Origin of the sequence: Halorussus halobius, from assembly GCF_004765805.1 — an archaeon.
Classification (GTDB): Archaea; Halobacteriota; Halobacteria; order Halobacteriales; family Haladaptataceae; genus Halorussus; species Halorussus halobius.
Genome location: NZ_SBIU01000003.1, coordinates 908,564 through 926,876 on the forward strand (window position 1 = coordinate 908,564; position 18,313 = coordinate 926,876).

18 protein-coding genes are annotated in these 18,313 nt (G+C 57.0%); 17 read left to right on the forward strand and 1 reads right to left on the reverse strand.

The genetic code is table 11. The annotated features are described in order from the left end of the window. The first annotated feature begins 90 nt into the window (after window positions 1-90). Complete coding sequence (locus EPL03_RS11295; protein WP_135806743.1) at window positions 91-1,119, forward strand: tyrosine-type recombinase/integrase; 1,029 nt, start codon at window positions 91-93, stop codon at window positions 1,117-1,119. A 35-nt stretch (window positions 1,120-1,154) separates the two neighbouring features. Here the strand turns inward: EPL03_RS11295 and EPL03_RS11300 are convergent, their stop codons facing one another. Then, the gene (locus tag EPL03_RS11300; protein ID WP_135806744.1) at window positions 1,155-1,988 is read right to left on the reverse strand and encodes a hypothetical protein; all 834 of its coding nucleotides are present in this window, start codon (window positions 1,986-1,988) and stop codon (window positions 1,155-1,157) included. Between the two features lie 653 nt (window positions 1,989-2,641). Here EPL03_RS11300 and EPL03_RS11305 point away from each other — a divergent pair. From EPL03_RS11305 to EPL03_RS11365, 16 genes are all read left to right on the forward strand, one after another. Next, window positions 2,642-3,343 carry a hypothetical protein gene (locus EPL03_RS11305; protein ID WP_135829407.1) on the forward strand — a complete coding sequence of 234 codons (702 nt, stop codon included), beginning with the start codon at window positions 2,642-2,644 and terminating at the stop codon, window positions 3,341-3,343. Between the two features lie 1,141 nt (window positions 3,344-4,484). Then, window positions 4,485-4,646 carry a hypothetical protein gene (locus tag EPL03_RS20015; protein WP_168216244.1) on the forward strand — a complete coding sequence of 54 codons (162 nt, stop codon included), beginning with the start codon at window positions 4,485-4,487 and terminating at the stop codon, window positions 4,644-4,646. Next, window positions 4,640-4,762 (forward strand): hypothetical protein, encoded by a 123-nt coding sequence (locus EPL03_RS20645; protein ID WP_280178851.1) that lies wholly within the window; start codon window positions 4,640-4,642, stop codon window positions 4,760-4,762. Before EPL03_RS20015 ends, EPL03_RS20645 begins: the two co-directional genes overlap by 7 nt. Beyond that, window positions 4,759-7,965 carry a DUF5817 domain-containing protein gene (locus EPL03_RS11310; RefSeq protein WP_135829408.1) on the forward strand — a complete coding sequence of 1,069 codons (3,207 nt, stop codon included), beginning with the start codon at window positions 4,759-4,761 and terminating at the stop codon, window positions 7,963-7,965. The genes EPL03_RS20645 and EPL03_RS11310 overlap by 4 nt, the downstream gene beginning before the upstream one ends. Further along, entirely contained in the window at window positions 7,958-8,248 is a 291-nt protein-coding gene (locus tag EPL03_RS11315) for a hypothetical protein (RefSeq protein WP_135829409.1), read from the forward strand. Before EPL03_RS11310 ends, EPL03_RS11315 begins: the two co-directional genes overlap by 8 nt. A gap of 26 nt (window positions 8,249-8,274) precedes the next feature. Beyond that, entirely contained in the window at window positions 8,275-8,892 is a 618-nt protein-coding gene (locus tag EPL03_RS11320) for a hypothetical protein (protein ID WP_135829410.1), read from the forward strand. A 1,042-nt stretch (window positions 8,893-9,934) separates the two neighbouring features. After that, window positions 9,935-10,207 (forward strand): hypothetical protein, encoded by a 273-nt coding sequence (locus EPL03_RS11325; protein ID WP_135829411.1) that lies wholly within the window; start codon window positions 9,935-9,937, stop codon window positions 10,205-10,207. 100 nt (window positions 10,208-10,307) lie between these two features. Continuing rightward, the gene (locus tag EPL03_RS11330; protein ID WP_135829412.1) at window positions 10,308-11,279 is read left to right on the forward strand and encodes a hypothetical protein; all 972 of its coding nucleotides are present in this window, start codon (window positions 10,308-10,310) and stop codon (window positions 11,277-11,279) included. Window positions 11,280-11,502: 223 nt separating this feature from the next. Beyond that, the gene (locus tag EPL03_RS11335; protein WP_135829413.1) at window positions 11,503-11,751 is read left to right on the forward strand and encodes a hypothetical protein; all 249 of its coding nucleotides are present in this window, start codon (window positions 11,503-11,505) and stop codon (window positions 11,749-11,751) included. 142 nt (window positions 11,752-11,893) lie between these two features. Then, on the forward strand, window positions 11,894-12,085 hold the full coding sequence (locus tag EPL03_RS11340) for a hypothetical protein (protein ID WP_135829414.1): 192 nt from the start codon (window positions 11,894-11,896) through the stop codon (window positions 12,083-12,085). A gap of 403 nt (window positions 12,086-12,488) precedes the next feature. After that, window positions 12,489-12,635, forward strand: a complete 147-nt coding sequence (locus EPL03_RS20020; protein WP_168216245.1) for a hypothetical protein — start codon at window positions 12,489-12,491, stop codon at window positions 12,633-12,635. A 21-nt stretch (window positions 12,636-12,656) separates the two neighbouring features. Further along, window positions 12,657-13,274: a DUF6338 family protein gene (locus tag EPL03_RS11345; protein ID WP_135829415.1), complete on the forward strand. Its 618-nt coding sequence runs from the start codon at window positions 12,657-12,659 to the stop codon at window positions 13,272-13,274. Between the two features lie 136 nt (window positions 13,275-13,410). After that, window positions 13,411-13,662 (forward strand): hypothetical protein, encoded by a 252-nt coding sequence (locus tag EPL03_RS11350; protein ID WP_135829416.1) that lies wholly within the window; start codon window positions 13,411-13,413, stop codon window positions 13,660-13,662. Between the two features lie 111 nt (window positions 13,663-13,773). Beyond that, complete coding sequence (locus EPL03_RS11355) at window positions 13,774-14,493, forward strand: recombinase family protein (protein ID WP_135806752.1); 720 nt, start codon at window positions 13,774-13,776, stop codon at window positions 14,491-14,493. Between the two features lie 829 nt (window positions 14,494-15,322). Further along, window positions 15,323-16,552, forward strand: a complete 1,230-nt coding sequence (locus EPL03_RS11360) for an AAA family ATPase (RefSeq protein ID WP_135829417.1) — start codon at window positions 15,323-15,325, stop codon at window positions 16,550-16,552. Further along, window positions 16,552-18,309, forward strand: a complete 1,758-nt coding sequence (locus tag EPL03_RS11365; RefSeq protein ID WP_135829418.1) for a 5-methylcytosine restriction system specificity protein McrC — start codon at window positions 16,552-16,554, stop codon at window positions 18,307-18,309. Before EPL03_RS11360 ends, EPL03_RS11365 begins: the two co-directional genes overlap by 1 nt. The last annotated feature ends 4 nt before the right edge of the window (window positions 18,310-18,313 follow it).

The window sequence follows — 18,313 nt, forward strand, 5'->3', positions numbered from 1 at the left end:
GTCCAAGGCCGACGGACCTCACCCCGGACTTCACCGGCAGGGTGCGCTCAATCCAATCCCGGCCCGCAAACTCGCCCGTGCCCCAGAACAATGGCACGAAACTCTCCCGACAACAGGCTTGAACCCCTCACACCACGCGACGCAGTGGATCTGTACAAACAAGACCGTGAACGCGAACTCTCAGACGCGACCCTGCAGTCACACGGATACAGACTACAACGCTTCGTGGAATGGTGCGACCAAGAAGAGATTGACAACTTGAACGACATCACCGGCCGCGATGTTCAACGCTTCAAAATATTCCGGAAACAGAAGGTGAGCGATGTCACGCTTAAATCTAACCTGGACACACTCCGTGTCTTCCTCAGATTCGCTGTCAGCATCAACGCGTGTATCGACGGCCTCGATGAAACGGTCAACTCCCCCAGTTTAGCTGACCCGGGCGCGCAAGGCACCGACACGGTCCCCCGACAGAAGGCCGAGCAGATCCTGAAGTACCTCGATAAGTACCAGTACGCGTCCCTACAACACGTCATCTTCCGGATCCTCTGGGAGACCGGGATGCGGATGGGCGCAGCACGAGCAATCGACCTGCAACACTACCACCCGCGAGACGAATACATCGAACTCCGACACAACCCAGACACCGACACCCCACTGAAGAACAAGCGAAAAGGGGAGCGGGCAGTCGCAATCAGCACGCGGACCTGCAGGATCATCGATGACCACATCGAACACCACCGTCACGACGTACAGGACGACCACCGCAGAGACCCGCTTTTAACAACGAAACACGGTAGAATCACGAAGAACACGATCCGACTCAACGTGTACCGAGTCACCCGGCCGTGTACGTTTAACGGCGGTGACTGTCCGCATGACCGCGACACGGACGAGTGCGAAGCAATGGATAACATGGCTGCGAGCAAATGCCCGTCTAGCACTGCTCCGCACTCGATTCGACACGGAGCGATTACTGACTACTTATCGTCAGATGTCGCTGCAGACGTCGTCAGCGACCGGATGAACGTCGGTACGGACATTATTGAGGAGAGATACGATCACCGTGATTCGCGGTCGAAAATGCGGCAGCGGAGAGAACGCATCGACTGGCTGTAACCCGCGGGTGAGAGGGCAGGCACCCCAAACCGCGCTCACTTCCCAGTGTCCTCTTCGAGCACGTACCGATCCAGATTATCCAACGCCCGACCAACAGTCCGCGGAGCGACACCCAATCGCTCCGCACCTTTTCGCTTCGATAACGAATCCGGGTGGTCATCATGAACCATCGATAGTACAGCTCGCACCTCATCGTAGTCATCCCCAGGAACGACTTTCCCCGAGTCGTCGTAGGTGAAGCCGAGCGGAGCCCGCCCGCGGTCACGATCGAGCCCATCACACCACCTTCGAACGTCACGAATCGCAGCCTCACGCTGCAACTCCGGACCACTCTTATCGAGCGATTCCAGCACCCCCAGCACCGCGTCCGCGGAATCACTATCGATCTCTGCAGCGACATCGTTCAGGTGGAGTGTCACACCAGAGTTGATCAGCGTTTCAACGCGGTCACGAATCTCTTCATGACCCTTACCGAGCGTTTCGATACTGTCAACGACGACGTGACGAATGTCGTCAGTCTTCTCGCTCACGCTCACACCATTCACGACGTGCCGCCGTTCGGGATCGATCCCCATCGCAATTCCACCAACGTCGATGGGGAACGCGCGGTCGGGGAGTTCGATCTTCCCGCTCGCAATTTGGTGTCCGTAGTCAGCGCGCGTTGCAGAGTCGATGTCTCCCGTGTCCACAATCTGGTTGGCGTGCGCTAAGCACGACCGTACCGACTGTGCGAGTTCCTTCCGGGTTGGTTGGTGAACGATTACGCAGCACTTGTCAACCTCGCTGTCACCGTCAGTGTCACTGTCACCGAGCGAGTCGATGTCAGTCAACTGTAACTGATCCTCGTCGTCTAACTCTGCCTCTGTCATTACATGTCAAGGTAGTCCCGTCACGACCATAAGTTTTCGCAGGGGGTTTCCGCACCTGTGCGAAAACCATACGCGGAATAGGCGAACCCGTGGCGGAAACCCTACGCGAAAACGAAACAATGGGGTGCGAAAACCATGCGCGAAACCCATTCAGAGCAGCCATCTCAAACTATTGAGGTTTGAAAACACCGCGCGGTAGCTAAGGTGTTTATAGATGCTACAAAGAAATCTGAGGCTGCGGATGGGGTTTGGCCAGGGTGTAATATCGCCTCTCACACCCGGATATGTGTGTTGATGTAGAGGGTGTGGAGGATTTACCCCCCAAGAGTTTGAGACGTTCGCCCACTGGGGTGGCGGGCGCTCATGCGCCACTGGGCTTCGAGACAGTGACCGCGGTCAGGGTGAGTGTAACCCCCTCTGAAAACCACACGAAGAACCCCACGGCAAGGAGACATTATACCAGAACCAGAAAATAACATATGCGCGAGCACCCTCCAGATCCACGTGACCCGCACGACCCGAGACGACAATCCAGTAACAACGCGCCTGCCCCGCTCACCCGAGTTGATACTGGCGGGTTCACCGATCGGCACTTAGAGACATACGGGATCACGAGCGATGAAGCCGCATTCCTGAAGGCTGTCGTGAAAGCGATGAACGGCGAGTTGGCCGGATACAACCTCACAGAGTCGATGTCATCCACAATCAAAACACTGTACGACATTGACGACGACAAACTCCAAGAGCTGGGGTATCTGAAACTCCATACAGGAGTCGCACGAAGACGCTATTACACCGTCACATCGGAAGGACAGAGAGCATGTAGGATGACGAAGAAACACGGGTTCGACATCGGCGATCCCGGTGATGACACCCCGCATCGAGTCGGTGTTGCGCTCACACGGCAGTACTACGCAGCGCGCGAGGACGTCAGACGGGTTGAAGTCTCTCCGAGCGAGGGCGGGAGTAGAACTGACTTAGTCGTGGTTGACACTGAACCGGAGCGCATCGCTACGGTTGAAGTGGAAGGTGGGCGTATCAGCGCTGACCCCGGGGTGCCTGACAATGCGAGCCCCGGGATTAACGACTATTCGAGCCTCCGGCACGATTACCGCGTTCTGGCAGAGGCTGATGGGGAGTCCGTGTGGGTCATGCGGAATCACGAAGTGGCTGCGAATATGCTCAGGGCGTTGACTGCGGGCGAGACGATTCCCGTGAACCTCGATCGGGAGACTATCAGAGGGATTGAGAGCGGGAGGGTGAAGATTGGGGAGTTCAACGACGAACTCGATGCGTTCGATGCACCAGGGATTGATAGGGTACTGACGTTCCAGCAGATCCGTAACCGGCTCTGATTTTCGCGGGAGTAGTTGTTTCCGACGCTTGGCGCTCACGCGCCACTGGGCTTCGAGGACAGTTACCGCAGTGTCACGGTCAGTGTCACGCAACCCGCCCGGGGTGCAGGGGGCGACGACAGTCACAATCGACACGACACCAGCGACACTGTCAACGACAACTCAGCTCACACGCCGCCACTGCTCACCCCCACAGAAACACGAACGACGACGCGCCTCAGAAACCGCTCACACGCCGCGTAACACTACCGCCAGCACACGCCCACAACGCGAACGCACGCGACAGCAAGAGCACCGTGACCATCGATCCAGACGCTGACGCTCACCCGTCCACAACGAGCGCGGCACCCGCCGCGCCCTCCCAGCACAGCAAGAGGATTGTCTCCATCGACACAACCCCCCTTGGACACAAACAGTGGGACCCCGGACACCCCTGGACGAGAAAACCGCAAGACGGCAGTAGGGTTCTATTTTGTGTCCAGGTTGTCCAGGGTGTTTCGAGGGTAATGTGAGAAAAACAGTAAACGGAATGGTGGTAGTGTGGTAGTTTTCTTACTCTATCTGCAGAAAGACCCTAGACGCCTGGACTCCCTGGACAGGGGTCGGGGGTGATTGGTGTGATTCTGTTGCCGTGTGGGGTTTTTCGGCGCTGAGATCTCGTCCAGGGGTGTCCGGGGGTGTCCGAACAGTGATATTCAAAACACCTTGTTATAGATACCGGTGACTACATTCCCGGTCGGGGTAGTCATAGGGTAGAAGGTCTGTGTCGCCTGATTCGTTTACCCACTTGAACCTTAGCGCCAGCGTTTATCCCTTACCCTGTTTTATGACATGACAAGCACGGCGGCGACCCACGATCACTGTGTCGCCACTCACCACAAACTCGCATCTACCAAGTTGACGATGCAAAGGACAACCGCGCGGGCAGTGCCCGCGGGGAACCGCCGTGTGAACACCTCACCACAGGGGTTCACAGAATGACATACGAGAGCCAACCTAATAAGAGTGGGCGCACCGAATCGGAAAAACCAGCGCTAATCCTGTTGAGAGACGGGAAAACCATCGAAGCAGCCCACCAATTCGTCAACACGGACAGGCAACTCTGCGTTGATGATGCCAGCTCCCTGGAGGTGCTCGCCTAATGCCAGGGAAACTCATCGAGTACGACGGCGCGGTGTGGAAGATCGACACGATGAACGCAGAATTCGCGCTTCTGCACTCAGCGGCCGGGAATCCTGGTGCGCCGGTTGTGGTTGCGCGTGACGCGATTGTTCCTGTTACAGGGGGTGAAGAAGAGTGGTAGACGACGAGAACCTGAACCCCCGTCTCGGTGAAGACAACGACCAGGATAGCGACGTGTTGCACGTTAATTTCTCTGTGAAGCAGTCACCCCGCTTCACGCCCGGTGATGCCGCATGACGTTCCACGTCACCGCGTGCAGCACCTGTCAAGCCCACTGGGTCGTCGAGAATTTCCGCCGGAACGACACGGTCACATGCCCGGCGTGCGGCAGCACACGCGACACAGACAAGCACCGGTCGCTCGCCCAAGCAGACGATCGAGACACCGCGTGCGAACTTCGAGCCAAGATTCTCGCCGACCGAGCCGGCGAACGCGAAGCGTACGCGAACACAGGCACATACGCTGAAACTCGGGACGAGATCGATATCACCGAACCCGAAGACCAAGACGCGTTCCCCGACGCGCTCACCGACACGATCACCGAGCATCGAGAAAAATACGGAGACCTCGTCTCCCTCACCCCGGTCCACGCCGACGCATTCGAAGACCAAGTAGACATCGCGCTCACCGAGCACCGCGACAAGTACAGTACCCGGGCCGAGGAAACCGCCGGGACAATCGGACGGAACGAACACACGCCCGACACGCCAACCAGCGCTCGCACTGGGCTCGCCGGAACCGGGCACCACCCCGCCGACCACGCAACCATCGAGAACACCGAGCGAGTGAACACGCTCACCCCGCCACCAGCCGACACGCCCGACAACACCGGCCTCACCGCAACACGGCAACACACCACGGGAACCATCACCGTCACAGGAAGCCAACCCGTCACCGAACTCTGGAACGAAATCACCGCGCACCCAGACACGCAGCACTACTTCCTCAACGCCATCGGAACCGTCACCGGACGAAGCTACAACGAACTCGAAACGCTACTCAACACCGTCGGAATCACCGAAACACCACTCAACGGGCACGGAACACGATCACTCCTCCACGAACACCGTCGCCGTCACACGCAAACCACCGCGTGGAAACTCCTCACCGTTCTCCGCGAGCTCGGCACCGGGCACAGCACCACCGACGACATTCACGCCGCTGCACAGTTATTCCGATTCGCCACCACCACACACGACGACACGCACACTACCGCACCAACGATCGCCGTCGAAATCACGCCCGGTGAATTCGAAGCGCTCGACCGGCAGCAACGCACCAACATTTGCGAGCTCATCGGGATACTCAGCAAAGCATTCGACATCAAACTCGTCACCACGAGAGTCACGGAAGCGTTCATCCGTCACCACCACCGCGATCACCTGCCCGGCGTTAGCGAATGGGCGAACGCACACCGCCCAGAAAGCCGCATCGACGACGCGCTCACCGACCTCAACGCAGACGACACTGAAACGCAAATCCTTCGCGCGCTCGACGACACTCCCGGGCACACACTCTCCTACCACGAAACACACGCAACCCTAGAAACCAGCCGTTCACGCGTCAGGCAATGCATTTCCACGCTCAAAGACTACGGACTCATCGAAACGTACAACCCGGACTCCGCGAAGAAAATCACGCTGCTCAACGCCGGCGAAGAAGTCCTCACGTACTTCAACGAACACGACGGCCGGCAAACCACCCTGCAAAACAGCGTTAGCGGAACCCCAAATTCCTCACGACAGAGACGTGTACCGCGACAGCGCCCCGGCGACCACCCGGCAGGGGACCGCACTGGCACCGACGACCGCACTAACGACAGCCCCGGTTCAACGACCGCACCGTACCGGACTGTGTACCTCAACCGGGCGGATCACGCTGCGATAGCCGCTTGCGGCAGTGATTCGAGTGGTGTGACGGTCGTGGACACCGGTGTTTCCGATGTTGATTCGCGGTCACGGTTCGTGTCGATGGATGACCGGCGTGGTGAGGCGGTCGTGTCCGTTCACGCGACGAACCCGTTAGACTACACGGTGTCTATTGCTGTGGCGTTAGCGTCGCCGCGTCTGGTGGATGCTGCGCTTGGTGAACGGACGCTTGACCGGGTTCTCGATGAGGTGCCGGGTGAAGTGTTGCGTCGAGTCCGTCAAATCGGGTATTTGACTGATGGTGTGTTAGCGGACAGTGAGTCGTTCAGGGATATGCTGGTGCAGTGGGGTGAGGATATCGAGACGATGACGAAGAAACTTCACCACGGTGAGTACGATGATCGGGCGGAGTTCGTTGGTGAGATCGTTAGTGAATCGCACGGGCTGGCCGGGTCTATCGTGCATTTACTCGATGCAGCTGGCGTGGATTTGATTCGAGATGTTCGCGTACCGGCCGGAGTGAATGCCGGGAAGCTCGCTGATCTCGGTAAATCGATCGCGCATTCCGTGTTAGTGCAGTCACGCTACCAGTCGCATGCGGCATTCCGGCAATTGTTCGAGGAGCGTGAGGAGAAGCGAGCATCGGCATTCAGTGTGGAAGTTGATGCGGCTGATCCGCACGGGAGTTTCATCGGGTCGATGGTTGTTCGTGGCGGGTCGGCGTCACGGTTACAGGAAGTGTTAGAGAGTGAGTTGGAGGGCGTGTCTCCGCACGAGGATGCTCCGGAGTTCGTTGTGCCGGTGAACGTGACGAGTGATGTGTCGAGAGAGATGGTTGCGGTGACGGTTGCTCGTGTCCTCGGACCGAAGAACTTGCGTGCGCCTCGACGGATCGTGTCGGTGCTTGATGCGGTTGTTGAGTCGCCGTTCGCGGTCGCTGCGGCGTTACAACAGTTAGGATCGGAGTCATCGGTTCGAGAGATGGATGCGGCGGAACTCCGGTTTGTGTTACGTCAGATCCCGTCACGAGACGTGTTGCCCGGGTTACCACGGAGTGCTGGGGAGATCGTGTCGGTGTTAGTTCACGCGGATCGTGTGTTGTCGCAGACGGAGTTGTGTGACCGGGCTGGTGTGTCGGCGCAGACGGTTCGGAATCACGCGTCGGTGTTGGAGGCGACCGGGCTGGTGAGTCGTGACGGTGCTGGGTGGCGAGTCCAGTTGTCGTTCCGTGTTGAGCGTGGTGAGATGGTGTTGCCAATGACGGACGTCGCGTGTGAAGACGTTGAGGGTGGGGTTCGACGTGTTGTTGCTGCGATTCCCGGGTCATGTGATGAGGATGTTGGGCGTGGGTCGAGCGTGTCGGTTGTTCGCGCGGAGGTTGTGGTTGGCGGGGTGGTGGAGCAAATGTCGGTTCTGGCGGGTGTGGATGAACCGGATGATGATATCGAGCGCAGTCCCGGTGACGGTGTTGGTGCTGGTGCCTGTGACGGTGTCGGTGGTTCGGGTGGTGGTGCGGAGATTGATTTGGATTTCAGTGACGTGTCGATCCCGGGGGCGGTGGCTGGTGATTGATGACGCGTACCACGCAGTCGTAGACGCCCACGCGCCGGACGATCGGAATCCGCACATCGACCCGGGAGCGGTGCTGTTAGCGTGTCTGTATACCGAAGAGGCGGGCGACGTGCCGGAGAATGCACGGCTGCCGGAGATGGCGCTGGCACCGGTCGCGGACGAATTGTTCGACGTTGGGGTTGCAGACCTCACGGAGAGTCAGCGTAGTGTCGTTGAGGATGCGTATGAGTCGCTCACGCCGCAGAGAGCGCGTGAGAGTGTCCTGCAGGAACGAGGTGATTGAAGTTGTCAACACAGAATTCGGCGACAGTGACGTGGCAGTCGAACCGCGCGAGAGACTTCAAGAAGAGAACGGAAGGGAAGCTCGCGGCTCACTGGGAAGAGATCACCCAGCACCTCGCACCCCCTGTTGTCGCGTGGAGCTGGGGTGAATCGGGGTTGTCGCAGGAGATGAAGTGTTACCTGCGAGATAAGGGCCTCATCGAACGGTCGCCGGACGGGTCGAAGTGGCGGACGTCGATGGACCTCTGGTGTTACGCGATCGAGAAGGCCGCGGACGACGAACACGTTGGCGCGGACGCCCAGGGCCAGCAGTTGCTGTTAGAAGACACTGTGACGGCAGAGAGAGCGACGCGATACTTGGGCGAAACAACAACGCGCGGGCGCGCGAATCGGGCGCGTCAGGCGACGCTCACAGGCGACATAGCCGACCGTCAGGTAGTGCGCGCTCAACACGAACCGGATTGGACGGTTGTCAATGCTCGAAAGGGCATGCACGGTGAAGACAACGGTCGTGAGGATGCCGCTCGGCACCCGGGTCAGTCGCGCTTGTCAACCTTCGAGGACTACGACCGATCGAACTGGGATGTGACGACGCCGTGGTTCCGTTCGAGTGCAGTGACGGTTCCGGCCGGTCAGGTGTACTGACCCGAGGCACTGTTTTTCGCGCCGGGTTCATTTACATTGATTGCTGATTCGGGTGTTACGGGGGTTTTACCGCGTGTTTTCCGCAGATACACACTTTCTGCATAACACTACTGCAGAGGGTGTTATGTTATTGCAAGGGCGTTCAGGGACGTGTTTGACCCCCGTGACACTCCGAATCAATGCAATTCCAGTCGTTGCAAGAGACTTCACAGTCCAGATCCCCCTGACCTCGTTTGCATGGATAGGCGATTTACGTGTTACGGGGGCTAATGCACCTGGAATCCGTAAATGCACACTTTCTTCAGACTGTTTCACAGTGTCTTCACTACCGTGTTTGACCCCCGTGACACCGTGAACCACTGCAAATGCAGTCCTGCAAGGAGTTCCACAGTCCAGATCCGCCCCGTCCTGTTACATTGATCCAGGATTTAGGTGTTACGCGGCTTGATGTCGGTTTTTCGGGATAATCACACTTTCTTCAGTGCTGTTTCACAGTGTTCTGGGGGTAACACTGATCCTGACCGCGACCCGCCCGGTGTTGTCAATCGAAGAACTCTCTGACGGTCTCGATGCGACACTCCCGCGTGGCGCGCTAAAGGAGAGTGTTGGTGTATAGTGTGCGCGCGACCGATCGAGCGACCGGGCAGCGGGTGAGATTCCGATCGATGAAGTGGGTATAACACGTAGACTGAATGCCGCCCGGGCGTTTCCGGGTGGCGTGTTCCCGGCAAGAGAGAGTGAGATTCCCGGTCGTGGTGGGCCGGGGCTCATTCGGACCGCCGGAGGTACGGCGGTCCATACATTCGGACGGGCAAACAGACGCACACCCGCCCGTACACGAAGACGGACGTAAGTACGTACACTGCAGTGTACACGACAACGAACACAGACACTCAATGACGGACGTGTCTACGTACCGGCGGGACGATGGGTGTGCTACCACCCGCACACGTTTTCACCGCCACGTATGCCGGTTTTTCATTTGGTATCCGCGCGGAACGGTGTTACCTCTCTTATCCGTGTCCTAGTCCTATTGTGAGACATGATACTACTCACCGTTATCGAACGTGTAGTCTCAGCAATAACAGAGGCTCAGGACACAGACAGGGATCACACCATCATTGAGTACAACGGGAGAGCGATGCTTGAGTCGGACGAGGGACCGCAGATGTACCGCGAAACCCAACGACCATTCCTCCGCGACCTCACCCCTGAGGAGAGCCGTGCGATCATGCAGCAACTCGAAAAGTTCGACGTCCCCGCGGAAATGGAAGAGGCGATCGAACGTCACCGCGAATCGATCCGGGATCAATAGTTCCGGACACCCCCCGTCCCAGTTTCAGTGTTACCTCTCCTAAATGGGTGAATCACCTACGTTCGAGGGTTTGATTACACCCCACTCCGTCACCCGTGCCATGTCGGACGACTCGAATTCTTCTGAATACAACTTCTCATTCCGCCGGTTCATCGTCCTCGTAGCCATACTCTTAGCCCTCACATTGCTCACTGGAGGTGCTGTCGCGGTCAAAACTGAACTGACGGTCTATGAATCAATGTCGGTGATTGGAGTGCTCGCGTCAATCGCCCTCTCAGCGATCTTAGCATACCTGTATTACCGGATGAGCCGGATTCAAGACCTGCAGCACACGGAATCAGTCCGGCAAGCCAATCTCCAAGAAGACCTCGCTGACCACCAAGAGAAACAGAACGAGTTGATGCAGCTACAGCAGGAAATGCGTGAATTGGAGTATCAGCCGAAAATCTTGATTGACGACTACGAACTGAAACCATCCGGTATAGAACTGACACTCCGGAACCTTGGTCGTGGATTAGCGGAGCACATCGCAGTACGCGCGCAACTCCGTGTGAAAGGCATCCGAGTAGAACCGGCGAATAACCCGGACTCAGACAGTGAAGGGAGTCTGTATATCCCCGATGAAGTGTTCTACCGGGATCCGGAAACCAACACTGAGTACGTCCCGTGGATCACCGAAACCATTCGGACAGAAGGGGAAGAAATGTTATCGAAACAACGACGCGGTGGGATGTTGAGCCCGGATGAAGGCGCGGTGGAGTTCGCAGCGAGAGTCCGGTTTGGCCGTGTCGATCCCGTGAGAGACGGTGTTGGCGGGGTGCCACCGGCACGGGTTTTCAGCGAGTTGTATGAAGCCGGTATGGGTGATGTGACGTTCCAATTAGACCTGTTGTATTGTAACGAGTTAGGGGGGGTGTCGGTTATCCCGATTATGGGTGCGAGCGGTGAGTTGAGTGCTGATACTGGATTAGATACTATTGAGCAGTTGGGGCATGGTATCTCGGGTACTCGGACGGAAGTCCGTGAGGCGGTTGAGACTCTGGATAATTATCCCCCTCCGACCGGCCAGTAATCGCTGGTGGTTGGTTGAGGAGACCCCGAGGTGTGGTTGATTGTCAACGTGTTACCTCTGTCATCCGGGTGTCACCCCTACCAGAGAGTATGCAAGACCCAGCAGACGGGTTAATCACCCGTCGTCAAATCGTTCGACGGGTGACCGCGGAGGCACGATCTAAGGAAAACTAATACTCTCACCCAACGGTGATTTTGTATCACCACACTGTGACCTCCGCATAATGAGCAGAGGACAAGCATCACCAGTGAACCTCACAATCGGGCTTGTCGTCGGAAACCTCGCATACCTACTCTTCACCGTAATTCCTTCAATGATACTCGGAGTCGCCCCGACAGACATCTTTACGGGGCCGTTCTCGGAAGCCGCGAACAGTCTCGTTTCAACGCGGGTGGCGATCGGTGCGTTACTCGGAGTGACTGATGTGTTGGCGGTTCTTGGATTCGTTTCGTCAGTGTTCGGTGACAGGTAGACCCGGGGCAGGGTTCCTTGTCAACGGGACATGGTGAGGGCGTGGAGTCCCCTGCATCGATACACGCCGGTGACCGTCACGAACTGTTGGGGCTAATGCGAGTTCTGGGTACGCTTTTCAATCAGTAGTCAGACGTGATTATATGGGCGACGACGAAAACGACATCTCGGAGCAAGATCAGAACCAACAGGACGAAGGCGAAGAAGAAGCGCTTGGTCGGTCATTTATTGCGGACACCCCGGACGAAGACCCGCGATTGGAGGCAACCGGGACAAACACATCGGACGGCGATGGGAACGAAGGTGAGGAAGCGACCAGTGAGAGTGACGAGTAACGGATTCACGAGCAGAATTTACGTGATTTACTTCCGGTCCGCGCCGACTCTTTATACCAACGTGCCAACTATCGGTTAATACATGCCCGACGATAACGGAGATTCAGAATCCGATTCAGAATCTAACGACATCGTTTCTGCTGTTGACCGGAAAGCAAGAGTCGCAGACACACCGGATGAAGACCCTCGTGGGTCATCGAACGGTAGTGAATCCTCGGGAGACGAGTAACTATGTCGGACGATAACGGCGGTTCGAGTTCCAGCGGCGACGGAAAGAATCCACGAGCGAACAGGAAAGCGCAAGTCGCAGATACGCCAGATTCCGACCCGAGAGGCGGCAGTAGCGGAAGTGACGGTGGCGGCGACGGAGGGTCAAGTTCCGGAGATGGAGGTGACGAGTGATATGAGCGACGACAACAACACCGACGAATCGAACGATCGTCGAGAGCTGGAGAAGGCGAGACTGGCGGATACGCCGGACGAGGATCCGCGAGGGCAGACTACAGAGGTAGCGGAGGCTGAAGCGGCCGAGAACGATACCGACGAGTAGTTCCGCTGAGGACGTTCAGGCATGGTATTCAGTCTCCCTGTACTCGATCTGCTATTCGCGTTCCTGTTCCTTGTCCCTGGATTCCTCACGTACCGTCTCGCGCGGCACTTCGGGAAAATCACGGTTCAGACAGATTCGTTCAACAAGACTGCGTATGCGTTGATTGCGAGTGGTGCGGCGATATCGATTACGTGGATTGTAGCGACGTTACTGTTCGATACTCCGTTCTCGGCGCTTATACAGGTCGAATTGAGTGTGTTCCAGTTAGCGTGGTTTTACCTCGGAGTGCTCGGGGTTTCGGGTTTCCAGGGTGTTGTCGTCGGCTTAGCGGTGGATCGAGGATTGCGGCGAAATCATCGGGACATGCGAGAGCGTGTGTGGACGTTGGCATTCAATGGAGCCGATCAGCCGATTGAAGCGCGCGTGGTGACGGTGGGAGGTGACGAGATTCACGGGTTTGTGCAGTCGTGGGACAGTGTCGGCCACGGGAAGGATATCCTACTGAAGTATCCGAGACGGCTCGATGAAGAGTATGAGGAGATTGGAGATGACGACGGGCTGTTCATCGGGGAGTACGTGTTGCTGAACGAGGCTGATGTCTCGCAGATCTACTTTGAGGAAGACATCGACATTGACTGAGGAATGATCCGAAGTGGTATTGTCCGAGGCGACAGTACTCATCGGCCTCGGAATCACCGCACTCGGTTCGTTCCATCATTAATGTTGTCACCCTATGTTATTATGATACGTTAGTGTGTATGCGGGCGGTAGACGCATGGATTTGGACGCATTGGAGGCCTTCGAGGGACCAACGACGCTGCGGATTTTCATGTTCCTGTTGATGCTGACTGTGATGCTGGTTTTCGTCGGAGCGGTGCTCTCGGTGACCCACGGCATCGAATTCGTCGAGATAATCGGTCTCAGTCTGGCAGATAACACGATGGTGCTACTGCGGTTTGCCGGCATCATCGCGCTCTTCATTCTACTCGGAAAGGTAGCTCTGTTCGCGTTGCAATTCGCGGAGTAATCGGGATCACTGTGCCGAACCACTACCCCTCACCAATCAAGGGAAACTAATCTATTCCATACCGGCAAGGAAAGTACCCTCTTTGATAAGAGCACACCGGTTAGATTGGGTATGGCCGAAACACCCTCCCAGAACACTGCAGCCTACGTCCGAGTCAGCACAGCTGACCAAGACGCCGAACGCCAACGCGAATCAATCCTCAACGAATACGACGAAGACACGATCGACTGGTTCGTGGACATCGAGTCCGGGGCGTCACTCTCCCGTGACCAATACAACGACATGCGCGAGTCCATCGATGACTACGACGTCATCACCGCAACTGAGATCGACCGGCTCGGCCGATCGTTCAGCGAGCTCGCATCTTTTGTGGAAGAGCTCCGGCAGAAAGACATCGGGCTCAACCTCACACAGCAACCCATCGACACGACTAACGAAGACGACTGGATGGCTGATATGTTGTTGAACATGCTGATAGTGCTGGCAGACGCTGAACGCAAGATGATTCAGGACCGCGTGCAGCAGGGTGTGGATAAGGCGATGCGAGATGGGAAGCGCGTTGGCCGCCCACCGTTCGGGTACGACGTCGAAGACGGGTTTATGTACCAGGACCCAGCAGAATACAACCGCGCCCAGAACTTCATCAGGGAAGTCAAGAAAGGACGTGCGAAGAGCACGACAGCGGATTATTTCGAAATTCCCCAGTCCGCGGTACAGTCCATCTTGAAGCGTTCACATCAAAACTACGAAATTCCGTTCGACAACGACTTGTGGACGATCGAACGAGCGAAGGTCGAAGCCGGGGAGAAACTGTTAGAACCGCTCGAATAGGACGACGACTCAGGCCAGGATCCACTTCTATGTGGAGACGAAGGGCCCGTGCCCGTAGATAATATAACACGAGGCCGGCCCGTCAACAAGCTTACTCTGGCCCCATTTCTCACTAATATGGTCGATGACGTGCCCGTCCATCCGTTAGTCCGACATCCATGGCTGACACACGCACGTACGTAAGGACGCGCGTACGTGATGATGTACGTGATCACGTACGTACCTGAGTACGTATGTCGATCTACCCGGTCGAACCTACCTGTCTCGGTATTTACGAACACAAAAGAACAATCGAGTCTGTGCGTAACAGACACTGTACCGCAGCTACCCTGTTGAGTACGACGGAGAAAGCATGCCAGTTTGATGTGTCGAGGTACGTCAGTCTCATAAATCCAAGACTGGCCGTCGTGGTATGTAGTGTACGCTGAACCTATCGACCCACTAAGCAACTGAATATGCTACCTTTGAAGGCAGTAGGAGCGCGTCGACAAACTGCCGCCCGTAGGGGCGGCGTTCCCGGAAAGAGAGAGAGTGAACGGGTTCCGGTCCGTGGTGGGGCCGTGACCCACTCCCGGCCGTAATGGCGTGCGGCCAGTCACTCATCACTGCTCTCGAAGCAATCCGTATGGTTGGGACTGGATCACCTACCGTGAAGTGGAGGACGAACTGGATATTGCCCCATCAACGATGTCTGGTATAATCGACAGGAGGGAGCAATATCTCAGCGTCAATAAGAACGGTTAGATGAATATTGGCACCTGCGGGCCAATAGGAATCTGCGTGGCTCTTAAACGGGATTTTATATACTCAGGACTACCTGTATCCGATAATGAGTGACTCGTCGGACGACTATACGCTTGAGGATGCACAAGACGAAGTCGGAATTCTTCGCCGTGTAACCGACGACGTCGTCGAAGCGATCCAGAATGCAGAGAACGAAGACGTACTGGAGTTCCTGATCGAAGACGAGAAACTCGACGTGATCCACGACGGGAAGCGTGGGCTGGGTCGGGTTCGACGTGCTGTGCTTGAGTCCCCACTGGCTTCAGACCGCCTCAAGCGCGTCGTGAGCCTCCGGGGTGACGAAACACCTGCAGAGATACTCGTCCCAAACGACGTTGAGCGGAACGCGAAAGTCGCGCTGGAAGCGGGCAAGCCAGTCGTCCTGTATGGGCCAACCGGGACAGGGAAGACGACGTTTGCTAAGCAACTCGCTCGTGAAACCGGAATCGGATACACCCTCAACACTGCCACTCCCTCGTGGACGCCGTCGGACATCATCGGTGGAATTAGTCCGGATTACACCGGCGACTCGCTAAGCTACCGGACGAAACTCGGTTGCGTGTCCGAAGCCGTTCAGCGTGCTCGCCGGTTCGACGTCGAATACGGCGTCATCCTCGATGAGATTACGCGAGCAGACATATCGAAGATATTTGGTCCACTGTACACCGCCATCGAGAACCCACACCAAACCATCTTTGAGACCGACGAAGGTGAGACTATTGAGCTGGACGAGCGGGTGAACATCATCTGTACGATGAACATGTCCGACCGGACGGTGAACGAACTCGATAACGCCATCACCCGCCGGTTCGCCATGATCGAGTTGGACGAGTACGAGGAAGACAAGCGCCGTCAGCTGTTCAAAGACTGGATCACCACGCACGTTACCGACCACACCGACCTCGGAGAAAGTGAGATTCTCCGGCTGTTCGAGCGTGACTACCAGGGTATCAATCACGGCCACGAATCGACGTCGCAAGGGTCGATCATGCGGTTCGGTCCGATGCACTACCGCGACGTCGCCGTCTTCCTCGGCGTCGGCTGTCGGGAAGGCGGAGAGTACGAGTACGACCAGACAGACGCAGTCGGACAGGCATTCCGGACATACATCGTTCCGCGACTCCTGAACGCCGCCGCATTCCCACAGATCGAGCGGATCGCGGAACACTACCGCGCGATGAATGGCGAGTTCGAGGAGTTCGATCTCGCCCCTGCTGCCGAGCTCGCCGAACGGGAACTCGAACAGGAACGACGTCAGATGGGCTCCTACGAGTAATGAGCAGCGTTGACGAAGTCTACGAGTACGGGCAGGACACCTTCAACATCCCCGAACGCGGGGAGATCCGCATAGAAGGCTGTCCGTCGTCCATCGGGGACCAACTTCGTCGCGCATCCTTCACACAGGAAAGTCCCGGCGTCTTCACGAAGAGCCAAGCAGCACTCGATGGCGAGCAAGAGTACGAGGTCGTGACGGTCACCGTAGACGGCGACGAAAACGAAGTACTCCACGTTGAAGCGACAGACATCATCGGCGTCGTGAGTCTCACGCCGTCGTCGAAGGTACAGGTCGATCCGAAAATCGACTGGGAACACATCTTCGACATGCTGCTGGCCGTCTACGACCAGAACCGATCCATCGAGTATCACGGGATCCCGCTGCAGGACTTCCTCTCCGACGACATCCATCTTGATGACGTGTTCGTGGTGCTGGCGATCAACTATCTGGATGGCTTGGAGACGATTCACCGGCAGGGTTACATCCGTGACCTAGTGATCCGTCGGCTCGACAGTCTCGATGGGCGTGGGGAGATCGACGTCGAACAAACGCTGTTGAACCACGGGCGTGGGACATTGGAGCCACACTGGATCCGCAACGAGACCGAGTACGACAACGCTGCGAACTCCCTCCTCCATTACGCAGGGAAGACACTCCTTCGACTCTTCCGACAGAACACCCACGAGAACGACCACCCTGCATATGATCGGATCTTCTCCGAAGTACACCGCGAGGTGGAACGCCTGGAGAGTATGGGTGTCAGCAGCGGGTTGGACCGGATGGACGCGTATCGACGCCTCTCGCTCAGCGACCTTCCGAAGCAGCGACGTTACTACCAGAAGGCGTTCGACGTCGCCAAGGCGGTGATGTCGTCGTCGCTCGGTCAGCAACTCCGTGATGGCCCACGAGAGCTGGTCGTGGACTACGTCCTGAATATGGAGTCGCTGTTCGAGCAGTACTCGCAGGTCGTCATCGAGCGCGAACTCTCGTCCATCAAGTCCTACGACCATCTCGGCGACCTTGACGACGTGACACCCGTCCGGTCACCATCGGTGAACCCATTCGAGGGTGAAGGGCAGATCTACCACGAACCGGACCACGCGCTGCAGGAAGGTGACGAGACACTGGCTGTACTGGACTCGAAATATTACGCAGAGGGTCACGATCCAGTGAAGGAATCGCCGTCCAGATCACGGCTCTTCAGTTACGCGTATCTCCTTCACTCCGACCGGCTCGCATTCCTGTGTCCGCTTCTCAAACCGAAGCGTCGGCGAGTTACCCAGACAGATGCTGAACTGCAGATCGTTTCGCCCGAGCAGGAGTTTACGTTGAGCGGGTACGGTGATGTCGTCCACGACTATCTGCACGACGTACTCGTTCGCAAGTCTGCTGAACTCGAAGCTTTCCGGGCTGTCGCGGAAAACCGACTGTGCCTCGATGGCGTCGAAGAGACGGACCTGAGCGACGCAAAGTCGATGAGCGGCCCATTCACGTTCAAAGATACTCGGGACTTCTCTTTGCGTGTTCTCAAGGCTGCCGCCGACGAACACTCGTGGGAGGTCCGAAATCGGTACGATCTGGAACAGGACGGCGACTGGACACGGGAACAGATCGAGACGCGGTGTGAACAGCGCTACGAGCATACGACGACGTGCGTACCGGTGTTCTGTCGTGAACAGGGACAAGAGTGGATTGACCTCTACTTCCTAGGCGGAGGAGGAGACGTTGAGAAGGAAGGCCCATTGAAGCTTTTATAGAGAT